This window comes from Pseudomonas segetis (assembly GCF_900188155.1).
Lineage (GTDB): Bacteria > Pseudomonadota > Gammaproteobacteria > Pseudomonadales > Pseudomonadaceae > Aquipseudomonas > Aquipseudomonas segetis.
Genome location: NZ_FZOG01000005.1, coordinates 87,501 through 100,663, shown reverse-complemented (window position 1 = coordinate 100,663; position 13,163 = coordinate 87,501). Strand labels below are relative to the sequence as shown.

Below are 13,163 nucleotides of genomic sequence, written 5' to 3'. Positions count from 1 at the left end.
CAGCCCTTGGCTACTCGACAGTGCCGCGTTTTTTTTGCGCCCAAGCGACACCAAAGTATGATGGGCGAACGCAGCCAAAAAGGTGCATTCTCATAGAGAGACGCCTGCCGAAAAACGAGAACCGACATGTCCGATGAACTCGATCGCATCCTAGATGCGTTGCCGGGTGTGGCATTCACCGCACGAGCTGATGGCGGCGTCGACTTTGTTAATTCCGAGTGGTGCGCCTACACCGGCATAAGCCGCCAAGCTGCTTTGAATTCAGGTTGGCACAAATGCTTGCACCCTGATGACCTTAATCAATTACTCGAGAACTGGCAGGTTATTCTAAGCACCGGCGAACCATGCAGCATGCAGGCCCGCCTGCAACGATTCGATGGCCATTACCGCCGGTTTGTCCTGCAAATAAAACGACTGGACGCTAATCGCGACGGTGCAAACAACTGGTGCGCAGTCGGTACCGATATCGAAGATTATCTCGATGCCAGGCCCGAGCATCAGGTCGATGCCACCTCGATCATCGACAGCATTCCTGCGATGGTGTCGTTTATGACAGCCGACGGCGAGTTGGAGCGAGTCAACCGCCAGATCGAGGACTACCTCGGCTCAACTTACGAGGAGCTGCGGCACTGGGCAGCAACCGACAGCGTCCATTGCGACGACCTACCCATGGTGATCGCCGCCTGGACTCACTCGGTCCAAACGGGTGAACCCTATGACATTGAGCACCGCATTCGTCGCGCAGACGGTGTGTACCAATGGTTCCACGTTCGCGGCTTGCCCATTCGCGATCCTGAAGGCCGAATCACCCGCTGGTGCGTACTACAGGTCAACATCGATGAACGGAAACGCGACAAGATATTGATCGCCAACGCCCTGGCCGACGTCAGGGCCTCCGAAAACAACCTGAGCAAGACCATCAATGCCGTGCCCGGTTTTCTCTGGAGCGCAGCACCGGATGGTGGTGTCATCTTTATCAATCAACGCTGGTGCGATTACACCGGAATTTCCCTTGAGAATGCACGCGGCATCGGCTGGACCGCATCTATCCATCCGGATGATGCCGAAACGCTTGGCACCTATTGGCACGGGCTTCTGCAATCGGGCCAGCAAGGTGAGTTCGAGGCCCGCCTGAGACGTTTCGACGGGGTGTACCGCTGGTTTCTCATCAGGGCAATGCCGCAATATGACGAAGCCGGAACCTTGCTGCGCTGGTACGGTGAGAATACCGATATTGAGGACCGTAAACAGGCCGAGATGCTGCTGGCCGGAGAAAAGCACCTGCTCGCGATGATGGCCGCCAATTCACCGCTGGCCCCTATTCTCGACGCGCTTTGTGAGTTGGTTGAGAGCATGTTTGCAGGCAGTGTGTGTAGCATTGTATTGACCGACCCGAAACGTCCCTCGCCCTCCCATGAAGAGCCAATCCGGCTACAGCCGGGAGCAGGTCCCAAGGTACCCGCAAGCCTGATGCCCAGTGCCGAAGGCTCACTGGCGAGCCCGGATAGCTGCCCGATTGCCTGGGCGATTGCGGCTATTGAACCGGTCATCTCAGCCGACCTGAACCAGGAAAGTCGTTGGCCTGAATGGTGCAATACCGCACTCCAGCATGACCTGAAAGCAAACTGGTCGATACCGATATATTCAACTGCCACCAAGGTAATCGGGGTGCTCTCGGTGCTGTACCCCGAGCCGAAACAGCCTTCTAGCGAGCAGGCAAACCTGCTCTCTCAGTTTACCCATCTTGCCAGCATCGCAATCAATCGCGCATGGAGCGACGCTGCGCTCAAGCAAAGCGAAGCGTTTCTGGCCAAGGGTCAGCAGCTGAGTGCAACAGGGACTTTTGCCTGGCGTGTCAGCACTGACACTATCACCTGGTCGGACGAGATTTACCGCATACTCGAGGTCGATCAAGGCGTGATACCAAGCTTCGACTTGATCTACAGCCGGACCCACCCGGACGATATTTCAATGCTCAAGGATGTGGTCAGGCGCCAGCGTGAGCACGACCGAGACTTCGAGCTTGAGCAACGCTTGCTACTGCCTAGCGGCATGGTGAAACACCTGCACCTGGTCGCACACGCCATCAAGGACGAGGATGGTGAACTTGAGTATATCGGCGCGCTTCAAGATATCACCCGACGCAAGCTTTATGAGGAAGCCCTGGGCAAAGTCCGCTCGGAACTAGCGCATCTGGCCCGAGTAGCGAGCCTGGGTACTGTGACGGCTTCGATTGCTCACGAAGTCAATCAACCGCTTGCGGGAATCATCACTAATGCGAGCACCTGCCTACGCATGCTTAGCGCAACCCCACCGAATGTTGCGGGCGCTCTGGAAACGGCACGGCGCACGATTCGTGATGGCAACCGTGCCTCCGACGTTATCAAGCGATTGCGCGCCTTGTTCACAAATCGAAATATCACTCTCGAGAACGTCAACCTCAGTGAGGCAGCGCGAGAAGTGGTTGCGATGTTAACCGGCGAGTTGAAACGCAACGGTGTAGTGCTGCAAACCAGGTTTGCCGAGCCTGTGCCGACAATCAAGGGGGATCGAGTGCAGCTGCAGCAAGTTATCCTCAACCTGATAATGAATGCCATTGAAGTACTGAGCAAGATCACTAGCCGCCCTCGGCATGTAGTGGTCAGTACCACAACGGATGAGGACAGGAGCGTCCACTTCGCTGTGCAAGACAATGGCAGTGGTTTCGAATCAGCTGATGCGGAGCGTATTTTCGATGCGTTCTACACGACTAAAAGCTCCGGCATGGGTATAGGTCTTGCGATCAGCCGCTCGATCATCGAGCAACATGGAGGACAGCTTTGGGCAACACTCAATGATGGCCCAGGGGCAACATTGCGCTTCTCGATTACGCAGCAAGCCGATAGCAGCACCCCGGACCTGGATGCCAACCCTGATCACACCAAGGAGGATTTGTGATGGTAAGGCCTTTACTTGTTTGCGTAGTCGATGACGACGAGTCTGTTCGTGAATCACTCCCCGACCTGCTCAAAGAATTTGGTTTCGAGGTCCAGGCCTTCCCTTCGGCACAGGACTTTCTGCAATCCATTTACCTCGACCTGACGCGCTGCCTGATTCTTGATGTCGCAATGCCCGGCATATCGGGGCCGGAGCTGGCTAAAACACTCAAGCAGCGCGGCTACAATATTCCAACGATCTTCATCACCGCCCATGATGACGAAGCGCAACGACCCAGGTTGATAAGCCTGGGGGCGGTTGATTGCCTGCTCAAGCCCTTCAGTGAGGCGCAATTGCTCAAGGCTCTTAGCGCAGCCCTGCCCATCAGTTAAATGTGCGGCACAATTCAACAGGAGATGACAAGGTGGACCTAAACTGTGTGCCAACCCCTAGGCGAGGAGTTGCAATGAGCGATGCCATGCCTATCGTCTTCGTGGTGGATGACGATATTTCCGTTCGCGAGTCGCTGGAATTGTTGATCCGCTTCGCCAACTGCCAGCCGGAGCTGTTCGAATCTGCCCAGGACTTTCTCAGTTATCCTGCCCCAGAGGTACCGAGCTGCCTGGTGCTGGATATCAATCTGCCTGGGCTCAATGGTCTGGATCTTCAAACCGCCATTGCTAACGAGCGTCCGGATATGCCGATCATATTCATTACCGGCTACGGTGACATCCCGCGTACGGTTCGCGCAATGAAAGCCGGGGCGGTCGAATTCCTGACCAAACCTTTCGACGACAGCGTGTTGCTCAAGGCCATCGCAGATGCACATGAGAGCAGTCGCATCGCCATGGAGCGTGAACAGTGCCTGCGTTCGCTGCGTAAGAGATACGCCAGCCTTACACCGCGAGAGCAGCAAATCATGGCGATGGTGGTGGCCGGGCATATGAACAAAGTCATCGCCGCTGACCTCGACATCAGTGAAATCACGGTCAAGGCGCACCGTGGCAAAGCCATGCGCAAGATGAAAGCACGCTCGCTGGCAGACCTGGTGCGAATGGCTGAACAACTCAGTTCGGTGCAGAACTGAGCTGTTCGTTTGTATCACGCATCACAGTGGGGCTAACAGCGGCGTGTAGCTGCGCCTGTAAAGCTTGTCGCCAAGCAGCTTGAGAACGACATTACGTGCCATGGGCGGTAAGGCTCGCATCTTGTCACGTGCGACACATTGCTGTTGAACCCAGTCCACTCGCGGTTTTCGTCTGGCCACGTAAGCAGGCAGCGCCAGTTCAATGCGCTCACCGGCTGCGATGGCATCTGCCAACACCAGAGCATCCTCAATTGCCATCCCGGCACCCTCGGCCATGCTGGGAGACGAGGCGTGGGCGGCATCACCGATCAACACCACACGGTCCAGGTGCCAGGCATCCATCACCACTTGCTGAATACTGCCAGTATGCACTCCTGTGTGTTTTGGCATATTGGTTATCAGTGGCAATAGTGGCGCAGCAAAATCCTCGAACAAGCTCGCAAAGGCTTGCGGCTTAGCGCCCTCTCCTGCATCGCCATGATTCACTGCCATATCGGCATAGACATAAACGTCCTCATTGCTTACGGGTATCGCAAGCAAAGTCCGCCCCTTGCCCAGCATGGCCGTCCAGCCATCTATTGCGCAGGTATTTGGTGTGATGAAACGCCAGCAAATATTGCCGATACTAAAAGGCATCACCGTTGGAAACACCAGGCTGCGCACAGTCGAGTCAATTCCATCAGCGCCTATGACCAGATCATAGACGTCCGTACTACCGTCAGAGAACACCACGTTACAGCCCTTGGTGAACGGCTGAATATCAGTCAACGAGAGACCAAACCGAGTGTTTGTGCGTACCAGGGCGCCACGAAGAATTGCTTGCAGGCTATGGCGAGGTAGAGAAAGGCAAGGCCCGCACCCATCCCAGAATTCCAGGGTTTTAGTGATACTCAATGTGCGACCACGATGATCGAGAATACGCTGGGTCAAGATGGGAATAGCAGTCTCGCACACCGCATCCAATACCCCCAGTTGTGCCAGTGCCCTGGCAACATTCCCTGGCATATACAAGCCCATGCCAGCGGAGGAGTCCTCAAGCCGACGCTCGACCAGGTCAGGCTCAAAGCCCTTTAGTTCAAGCGCCCGCGCCATGGCAAAGCCGGCAATACCCCCGCCCACTATCAAAATTCTCATATTGCTACCCGTAAATGCTGACTGATCAGGAGTGCTGGGTTGATTGCGTTGGACAAAGCCTGACTTGAGCGCAAACTCAGGCACCCTAATCACTCAATGAAAAACAATGAGCCTGGAGACTGTTGACTGGGACAATGCGCCCCAGGATGGCGCCAGGTTGATGCTGGACTCAGTTTGAAGTCGCCGCGCGGCTGCGTGCAGGACGCTGTATCTTGAGCGACTCGCGTTACCGTGGCTTGCACACTCGATACCGATGCCCACCTGAGGCTGCCGGCAAGCCATAGGCAAGGTCCCGGCAGCCATGTACTGCTGAAGGCTTTCTTGTGCTGTGCCTTCAGACCAAATTGAGCACAACATCGATATTGCCGCGTACCGCTTTTGAATAAGGGCAAGTTGAATGCGCTGTCTCAATCAAACGCTGGGCGATATCCCGTTCGATGCCCGGCAGGCTGACGTTGAGCCGAGCCTGTAGGAAGTAGGCATCATTTCCCTGACACAGATCGACTTCTGCATCAATGGCAACTTCTGCGGGGAGCTTTACTTTACAGCTGCGTGCAGCGAGACCTAATGCGCCAACAAAGCATGCCGACCAACCTGCCGCAAACAGCTGTTCGGGGTTGGTCCCCCCGCCATTGCTTCCAGGCAAGGAATGATGGATATCGAGGTGCCCGTCGTCACTACGCGAAGTGCCGCCGTCGCGTGCGCCTGTGGTGAGTACCTTGGCGGTGTACAAGATTGTTTTTGCAGTCATTTCAGAGCTCCTGATTACTTGAAAGCGCCTGCAATAAGCGCTTGCTGAATCAGAACAGAACGACTGCCCGCTATCGATTACACATAGGTATCGACAAGCCTGACGCGCCCTTGCCTGACTATCCGCCGCTTGCCATAACGTGACAAAAATGGCCCAGGCTCTCAATCAAAAGCAAACCGCCGGATACCACGACCGGTAGCAGCGAGCAAAGGGCTTCAGGCCATGTCATTGACCTGCTGCCAGAGCTGCTCCAGGCGACGTACATCAAGGGTGTCATGACCTTCACAAACCCAGTTCCGGCAACTTTCCAGCCATTTAATTGCCTGCGCTTTATCACCGCTTTCCATCTGTAGCAATGCAAGGTCCATCGAACTACGCAATGTCCAGGCACGGGCGCCTTGTTGCTGGCTCAAGACCAATGACTCTTGCAGGATGACCTCGGCTGCAGTGCTATTGCTGCGAGGCTCGATGGATTTAACAATGCCCGCCTTGAGCCGCAGCAATTCAGGCAATGCGAAGGCATCACCACTCTGGCGACAATGGTTGATGGTGCGCTCCACGATAGGCAATGCCTTGGTGTGCTGGTCGCGCAATATCAAACCTTCAACCAGGGCGATTTCAAATGAGGTGGTGAGTAACTCGTAACGCATGCTGTGCAACCGGGCAAGGCTCTCCTCCAGTATCTCGACCGAATCGGCGGGCTGCTGCGCACGTATGGCTATTGCGGCCTTGAACCCTCTGGAGGCAGCCATATAGGGGCCGAATGCATTTTCCTGGGCGATTTTACTGAAGCCTTCGAGGCTGGCTGTAGCTTTGTCGAGATCGCCGGTCCAGATATAAATACACATCGTCCAGATCAACGCGATGCAATAGGTAACCGAATGCTCCAGCGCAGCTGCTTCAGCTTCGACCTTTGCCGCCCAGTGCCGCGCCTGATCAGGAAAACCCTGCAGCCAGAGCGTACGTGCTAGTGCCAGACCAGTACGGTTATGGTGGTCGAAGCCGTAGTGGATCGTGCTACTGCGCTGCGAAGGCTGACTATTACGCAATGAGCTTTCCAACTCTTGTCGCGCCAGCACTTGATTGCCTAACAAATGATGAGAAACGCCTGCCAGCGATGCAGCAATGGCAAATGCCTCGGGTTTTCCAATGATATTACCGACCTCTACCGCCTGCTCGGCCCAGGCCAGCGACGAGGCAAAGTCGCCGGTGCGCTCGTAAAAAATCTGCAGCCGACCATGCAACCGAAGTTGTGACCAGTAATCGCTTAGCGACACGGCAATATCCAGTGCCCTGAGCAATGCTTTTTCTGCTGCCGCACTATTGCCCCGGGTGAACATCAGTACCAATCCCAGTGCTGCCTGCAACTCCATCTCCACGGGGGTACCATAAAAGCCCAGTTCAAGCAGTTCGGTCGCACGTGAGCACCAGGCTCGACATTCCACCAGCAGCGAATAATGCAGGAATACCTGCGCGCTTGCCGCTGCCAGAGGCAACGCCAGCCCCGGGCTGCCATGGGGGCCAAAACTCCATTCCAACGAACTTCGAATATTGCCGAGTTGATTGGAAAGACGGGCCGCGCTGGCGAAGATCGCGCTCGGCGTGGTCCCCAGGTTCGCCAGTAAATTGGTATAAAACAGTGCATGGCGAAACGCCAGGCCATGAGTCTCCGTCTCGCCCCTTGCCGCCAGTTTTTCCCTGGTAAAGGCGCGGGTCATTTCCAACAAACGATAGGCTGCGTGCATATTTGAATGATCGACGCTGACCAGCCCTTTGCTGGTTAGCTCGTCCAAAACTGCAACTACCCTGATTGACTCAACCTGGCTGTCGGCAATGATTTGCGCCGCTGCATCTTGAGAAAATGGGCCAACGAAAATTGATAGGCGCTCGAACACCAGCTGCTCAAGCGGTGTAAGCAACTCGTAACTCCAGTCCAGCATGGCGCGCAGCGTTTGATGACGAGGCAATGCCGTTCGCCGGCCAGTCCAACCCAAGGAAAAGAGTTCGCCCATCAATGCATGCGTTGCGCTTAAGCCATGGGTAGCAACGCGCACCGCAGCCAGCTCAATAGGTAAGGCCATGCCCTCAAGCCGCCGGCACATATCGGCAATCAAATGTGCAGCGTTAGCTTCCAGCACCAGCGCTGTATTGCCCGATGATGCCCGTTCGACAAATAGCTTGACCGCCGGATATGCCAGCAGCTGCTCGACTGACAGGTCCTGTGGCTCCCGAGGGAAAGCCAGCGGGTTGAGCCAGTGCACATATTCATCGCGCACCCGCAGAGGTTCACGGCTAGTCGCCAACAAACCCACGTTTGGCGCGGCATACCTGATCTGCTCGACGACGTCCGAGACTGCGTCTATCAGGTGTTCGCAGTTATCAAGCACCATGAGCAACTTATGCGAGCGCAGATGTGCGAGCAGCACAGCCATCGGGTCCTCGGCTTGTGCCGGAATATCCAATGCGCCAGCCAAAGCAGAAAGTACCAGACCGGCATCCTCAACCTGGGCCAGGTCAACGAAACGAACACGCTCATAGACTTGAGCGCAAATCTGGTGCGCTACCTCGACCGCGAGGCTGGTCTTGCCCACTCCACCCGCGCCAACGATGGTGAACAATTTGGGATGGGATAGATGACCGACAACCAACTCAACATCTGCCTCGCGGCCGATCAGTTTTATCCGTGGCGGCAAGCTGCCGACGCCACTGACATAGCGCTTTTGGCTATTGACCCTGGGAGGAGGCTCGGCAACTGTCGGCTCAGCTACAGGTAGTTTTATTTTTTCCAGTGGAGCAACAAATGCATAGCCCACGCCCACTTGAGTCGCGATATACCTCGCACCGTCTTCGCCGTCCCCGAGAATCTTGCGCAGGCCGGTCATGTGAAAACGCAGGCTGCCTTCCTCGACAATGGTGTCGGGCCAGACCTGGCTGATCAATTCACGCTTGGATAGAACTACGCCGGGCCGTTCAAGAAGTGCAATCAATAAGTCCAGTGCGCGCCCACCGATCTCGACAGGGAGACCATGCTTGGTGAGCAATCGCTTTGACGCCACAACGCAAAATGGACCGAACCCAAGCTGGGTGATAACCGAATCATGCATCTCTGCCGGGGAAGGCTCCATAAGGGCCATACTCTTGAAATCAATAGTCGCTGGTGAGAACTATGCGCGCAGTCCTTTAGCACCATAGATGCTATACATGATTGGTCAAATACAACGCGAGCACAAGATCCTTCGACAGAAGAGGCCTTGCAGATAGGCTGGTGGCGGGCGAGGATCAGACGCGCAGGATAGAAACGTCGATATTGCCTTGGGTTGCCTTTGTGTAGGGGCAATTATGATAGGCCGCGTCCATCAGTTCCTGAGCCACATCTGCTTCGAACTCGGGTAAATACACGGCCAGTCGCGCCTGCAGGAAAAACCCTTGCTCGGCGCAAACAAAGTCGATCTGGGCATCCACCGAGGTATCCTGCGGCAAGCCGATCTTGCGCGCATTGCAAGCGTGTCGCAAAGCGCCAATGAAACTCGCCGACCATGCGATCGCAAACAACTGCTCTGGATTGCAACCACTCCCCGGAGCACCAGGAGGAGAAAGTTTCACGTTCAGTCGTCCGTCCAAACTTCGCCCCTCTCCCTCACGGCCACCAGTCGTATGGGTATGACCGGTGTAGAGTGTCTGAGCGATGCTGATCATGGTAAATCCTTATTCAAAAGCGATAGGACATGCAGGCTCAATTTGCCCGTGCAATTTCTGGCCGCCTGGCCGAGGAAGCTTCTGCCACCAACCTGACCTTGGCCCTGCCGCGCCGGTTGCGCAGGTACTCAACAAACTGGCTGCGCGCTATATCCACCAGCCATGCCCGAACAGGGCGTACTGGGTCGTAACTTGTGCAGTTCCAGCAAATCGCCACGAATGCTGACTGGACTAGCTCATCCAAGTGCTCGTCGAGCGCTCTACCCGCTTGCACCTGGCCTTCGTAATACGCACTCAACAAAGGTGATACCGCGACGTACAGCGGATCTGCAGCCTCTTCCCCGCGAGCAACAACCTCGGCGACCAACATGCCGAGTTGTTCATTGCTAGGTCGATCGACCCCGAGAACGCAATTACTGCGATAACTGTCAGTCATGATCAAGCTCCTTGCAGCCTTTGATCCACTGGATTCGTGGAGTCCGCCGTGCAGTTCCCATTGTTATTCTGGTGACGAGAGTAAAGCGTCGCGCTGATTGATGCCGTTAGCCAGTTATGGGGTGTTAGTTATTGTTAGCTGGAACCCGACTGCATTAAGTATCAGTTTGTATCTGCCGACCATTGAGATACATGGGCTTTAGCCCGAGTGGAAACTGAAAACAGCCCGGATACGAAACTGCGTTCAACTAGCGGGGCAAACTCAATCGCTAGACGCCGTTTAACCATCCGTCTTGCTTCATTTCAGTCTTAACAATAGGTGCGTGATGATTGTTCAACCTCATCGCTCAACTGGCCACAGTGTTGCCGCTATTCTCGGGCTCTTGATTCTTTCCATGTCTCTGCGCCCGGCGATCGTTTCAATCGGTCCTGTCTTGTTGCAGATTCAACAACAGTTTCGCCTCAGCTATGCACAGGCAGCATTGCTGACCTCGATCCCAGATCTGTGCATGGCCGTGTTTGCTCTGATTGCACCGAAAATGGCCAGGCGTTTAGGTGTAGATCAAACGGTTATTGCTGCACTGCTGCTGTTAGCCGTGGCTATCGTATTGCGTGCACTATCGCAATCGAGCCTCTCATTACTGTTCAGTACCCTATTGGTTGGCGTGGGTATCGCCGTAGGAGGCGCCTTGATTGGCGGTTGGATCAAAACCCACTTTGCCGATCGCGCACCGTTTTACATGGGGATATACGCCGCCGGGCTAAGTGTCGGAGCAACCGTGGCGGCAATCAGTACAGAGTCCATCTCCTTGCACAGCGGTACATGGCGCGTCGGTGCTGGCGCCTGGTCAATATTGTGTGTGGGTGCTGTGATCAGTTGGTGGCTGCTGGCACGCAGCTTTGCCAAACAGGCACCGGCACTGACTCATCCGCGACCGGTTGGCCTGCCATGGTTGGATCTTCAGGCTTGGCTGGTGGCGCTGTATTTTGGCGGTAGCCAGTTTATTGTCTACGCCCTGTTTGCCTGGCTTGCCCCAGCGGCAGCAGATTGGGATACCGGCCTGCTGACACCTGGCGCTTTGCTTGGCGTATTCACCTTGGTTTTTGCCGTTGCCAGCTTTGCCATGGGGGTCATGGCAGGCCCTGCAAAGAACAGGGGCGGATGGTTGATCACCGCGACCACCATTGTAGTTTTAGGCGCGGCTGGGCTCTGGAACGCACCTCGATCACCGGCCATTTTCGCGGTCGTTATGATAGCTATCGGCCTGGGCATGGCATTCACCCTGGCAATGACGCTGCCCTTGGATAAGGTTCACACAGCCGCAGATGCCAATGCCTGGACTGTGTTCATGCTCTTTATCGGTTATTTAATCGCCGCTGCTGGCCCTATAGCCTTCGGGTATCTGCGTGAGCACTCACACGACTATCGCCTATCCTTTGCGTTGTTAACCGGAGTTAGCCTGGCGCTGTTATGTCTGACCCCCTTACTTAAACCCGATGCAAGCAAAACAGCCGTGCTTTCAGCCAACTGAAGCCATGTAGACATGCAAGGGATTGCTGTTCTGGTCCTGGGCTCATCTTCAGCAAGCGGACCTGACTTGGAAAACAGTCATGCAGGGAGCATTGCGAGCCAGCAAAATGTGCTCAAACGCAGGGTTGGTTCTATTGAAAACCACCAAAATGCACTGTGGTATTTGCCACTTCCACACGGAACCCAACCTATTAACATGCAACCCTTTTGGTACCGCTCATTAAACAAAGACGCTCGCCGTTCATTCTGGACTGTGTTCTGTGGTTTTAGCGTCGACTCACTGGACGTTCAGTTGTATGCCTTTATTCTTCCAGTACTGCTAGCTGCTTGGGGGCTGAGCCATTCTGAAGCCGGATTGCTTGGCGCCGCGACACTGACCTCGTCTGCTTTAGGTGGTTGGGTTGCCGGAATGATGGCTGACCGCTTCGGCCGTTTGCGGGTGCTGAAGCTCACCATTTTATGGTTTGCGATTTCCACTTGCCTTTGTGGCCTCGCAGCTGACTTTGATCAGTTGCTTATAGCCCGGACTCTTCAAGGCATAGGCTTCGGAGGTGAGCTGGCGGTCGGGGCGGTATTTATCGCTGAGATAGCAGGGCCAAATGTCCGCAGCAGAATGGTAGGCATGGCCCAAAGTGGTTGGGCAGTTGGCTGGGGGCTTGCGGCAATTATCTCCGCGATCAGCCTGACCCTGCTGCCGCCTGAGCTGGGATGGCGAGTGACCTTCATCCTGGGTGTGTTGCCAGCGATTGCCATATTTATCTATCGCCTCAAGCTTAAAGAGCCTCAGGCATTTATGCGCTCAAGCCGACAGTTTTCATGGCGGGCAATACTGTCTGGTCCCTATCTGAAATCAACGATATTGGGCAGCTTACTCGCTGCAGGGATGCATAGCGGTTATTGGGCTATCGCAATATGGTGGCCCGCTATGCTTGAAGCCGAGCATGGTCTTGCAACTATTGAGAGCAGACTTTACCTGGCAGTGCTGGTGACTGGTTCCTTTTTGGGTTATGTCGCCGGTTCCTGGCTTGGCGACATAGCTGGACGAAAGGCAACCCTACTCATGTTCGCGCTGGGAGGGATCTGCATTGCACTGACGTACTCCAACTTGAGCCTGTACCCGACAGCCATGCTGCTGCTCAGCTTTCCATTGGGTTTTGTGGCCACCGGCATGTTTGGTGTCATCGGATCGGTACTTACCGAGCTATTCCCCACAGAGCTGCGGGCCTCTGGGTTGGGGTTCTGCTACAACTTTGGCAGAGGTATCGCCGGGCTTGCTCCAGCGGTAATTGGTGTCACCTCCGAAACCATGGGTATCACAGGTGCGATCGCGACCTATGTGGTATGCGCCTATATTCTGGTCATGATCGTTGCCCTCTTGCTACCTGAAACCAGAGGCGTGAGGCTGAAGAATCTTTCCGAGACATAGTGCTTCAAGCCTCGACATCAAATCAGATACAGCCTGCGCTCGGCATGATGCTTTGGTATCGCCCAACACTTTCGTGCAATCGAACCCTCTTGCCCCTCATGTTTTGATCGAACACCGCTAGCGCACAGACCCACGTCAGATGTGCTTTGTTCGATCAACCGAGGGCTTCGCCATGCTTGTCCAGAAA

The 13,163-nt window shown here is 55.2% G+C and carries 10 protein-coding genes; 5 read left to right on the top strand and 5 right to left on the bottom strand.

Translation table 11 applies throughout. The features are described 5' to 3' along the window. The first annotated feature begins 126 nt into the window (after nt 1-126). The 3 genes from CHB79_RS16305 to CHB79_RS16295 all read left to right on the top strand — a co-directional run bounded on the left by CHB79_RS16305 (nt 127) and on the right by CHB79_RS16295 (nt 4,003). A complete protein-coding gene (locus CHB79_RS16305; RefSeq protein WP_089360674.1) occupies nt 127-2,937 on the top strand; it encodes a PAS domain-containing protein in 2,811 nt (936 codons plus the stop codon). After that, nucleotides 2,937-3,308 carry a response regulator gene (locus CHB79_RS16300; protein ID WP_010489069.1) on the top strand — a complete coding sequence of 124 codons (372 nt, stop codon included), beginning with the start codon at nt 2,937-2,939 and terminating at the stop codon, nt 3,306-3,308. The genes CHB79_RS16305 and CHB79_RS16300 overlap by 1 nt, the downstream gene beginning before the upstream one ends. 74 nt (nt 3,309-3,382) lie before the next feature. Next, nucleotides 3,383-4,003, top strand: a complete 621-nt coding sequence (locus CHB79_RS16295; protein WP_089360673.1) for a response regulator transcription factor — start codon at nt 3,383-3,385, stop codon at nt 4,001-4,003. 21 nt (nt 4,004-4,024) lie between these two features. Here CHB79_RS16295 and CHB79_RS16290 read toward each other — a convergent pair whose 3' ends face one another. The 5 genes from CHB79_RS16290 to CHB79_RS16270 all read right to left on the bottom strand — a co-directional run bounded on the left by CHB79_RS16290 (nt 4,025) and on the right by CHB79_RS16270 (nt 10,020). Further along, nucleotides 4,025-5,137, bottom strand: a complete 1,113-nt coding sequence (locus CHB79_RS16290) for an FAD-dependent monooxygenase (RefSeq protein ID WP_245851535.1) — start codon at nt 5,135-5,137, stop codon at nt 4,025-4,027. 334 nt (nt 5,138-5,471) lie between these two features. Next, nucleotides 5,472-5,888 (bottom strand): organic hydroperoxide resistance protein, encoded by a 417-nt coding sequence (locus CHB79_RS16285; RefSeq protein WP_010489073.1) that lies wholly within the window; start codon nt 5,886-5,888, stop codon nt 5,472-5,474. 215 nt (nt 5,889-6,103) lie between these two features. After that, nucleotides 6,104-9,013: an ATP-binding protein gene (locus CHB79_RS16280; RefSeq protein WP_089360672.1), complete on the bottom strand. Its 2,910-nt coding sequence runs from the start codon at nt 9,011-9,013 to the stop codon at nt 6,104-6,106. Between the two features lie 154 nt (nt 9,014-9,167). Continuing rightward, nucleotides 9,168-9,584 (bottom strand): Ohr family peroxiredoxin, encoded by a 417-nt coding sequence (locus tag CHB79_RS16275; protein WP_029529626.1) that lies wholly within the window; start codon nt 9,582-9,584, stop codon nt 9,168-9,170. Nucleotides 9,585-9,621: 37 nt separating this feature from the next. Beyond that, nucleotides 9,622-10,020, bottom strand: coding sequence for a sigma factor (locus tag CHB79_RS16270; protein ID WP_089360671.1), 399 nt, complete (start codon nt 10,018-10,020; stop codon nt 9,622-9,624). Between the two features lie 394 nt (nt 10,021-10,414). Between CHB79_RS16270 and CHB79_RS16265 the strand changes: the two genes are divergently transcribed. Continuing rightward, nucleotides 10,415-11,551: an MFS transporter gene (locus CHB79_RS16265; protein ID WP_089360670.1), complete on the top strand. Its 1,137-nt coding sequence runs from the start codon at nt 10,415-10,417 to the stop codon at nt 11,549-11,551. Between the two features lie 66 nt (nt 11,552-11,617). Then, on the top strand, nt 11,618-12,976 hold the full coding sequence (locus CHB79_RS16260; protein ID WP_245851533.1) for an MFS transporter: 1,359 nt from the start codon (nt 11,618-11,620) through the stop codon (nt 12,974-12,976). The last annotated feature ends 187 nt before the right edge of the window (nt 12,977-13,163 follow it).

Bases quoted from the DNA above. Each gene is read 5' to 3' on its own strand.
- CHB79_RS16280 (WP_089360672.1), bottom strand. From the start codon at position 9,013: ATGGAGCCTTCCCCGGCAGAGATGCATGATTCGGTTATCACCCAGCTT.
- CHB79_RS16305 (WP_089360674.1), top strand. From the start codon at position 127: ATGTCCGATGAACTCGATCGCATCCTAGATGCGTTGCCGGGTGTGGCA.
- CHB79_RS16270 (WP_089360671.1), bottom strand. From the start codon at position 10,020: ATGACTGACAGTTATCGCAGTAATTGCGTTCTCGGGGTCGATCGACCT.
- CHB79_RS16300 (WP_010489069.1), top strand. From the start codon at position 2,937: ATGGTAAGGCCTTTACTTGTTTGCGTAGTCGATGACGACGAGTCTGTT.
- CHB79_RS16295 (WP_089360673.1), top strand. From the start codon at position 3,383: ATGAGCGATGCCATGCCTATCGTCTTCGTGGTGGATGACGATATTTCC.
- CHB79_RS16275 (WP_029529626.1), bottom strand. From the start codon at position 9,584: ATGATCAGCATCGCTCAGACACTCTACACCGGTCATACCCATACGACT.
- CHB79_RS16285 (WP_010489073.1), bottom strand. From the start codon at position 5,888: ATGACTGCAAAAACAATCTTGTACACCGCCAAGGTACTCACCACAGGC.
- CHB79_RS16265 (WP_089360670.1), top strand. From the start codon at position 10,415: ATGTCTCTGCGCCCGGCGATCGTTTCAATCGGTCCTGTCTTGTTGCAG.
- CHB79_RS16290 (WP_245851535.1), bottom strand. From the start codon at position 5,137: ATGAGAATTTTGATAGTGGGCGGGGGTATTGCCGGCTTTGCCATGGCG.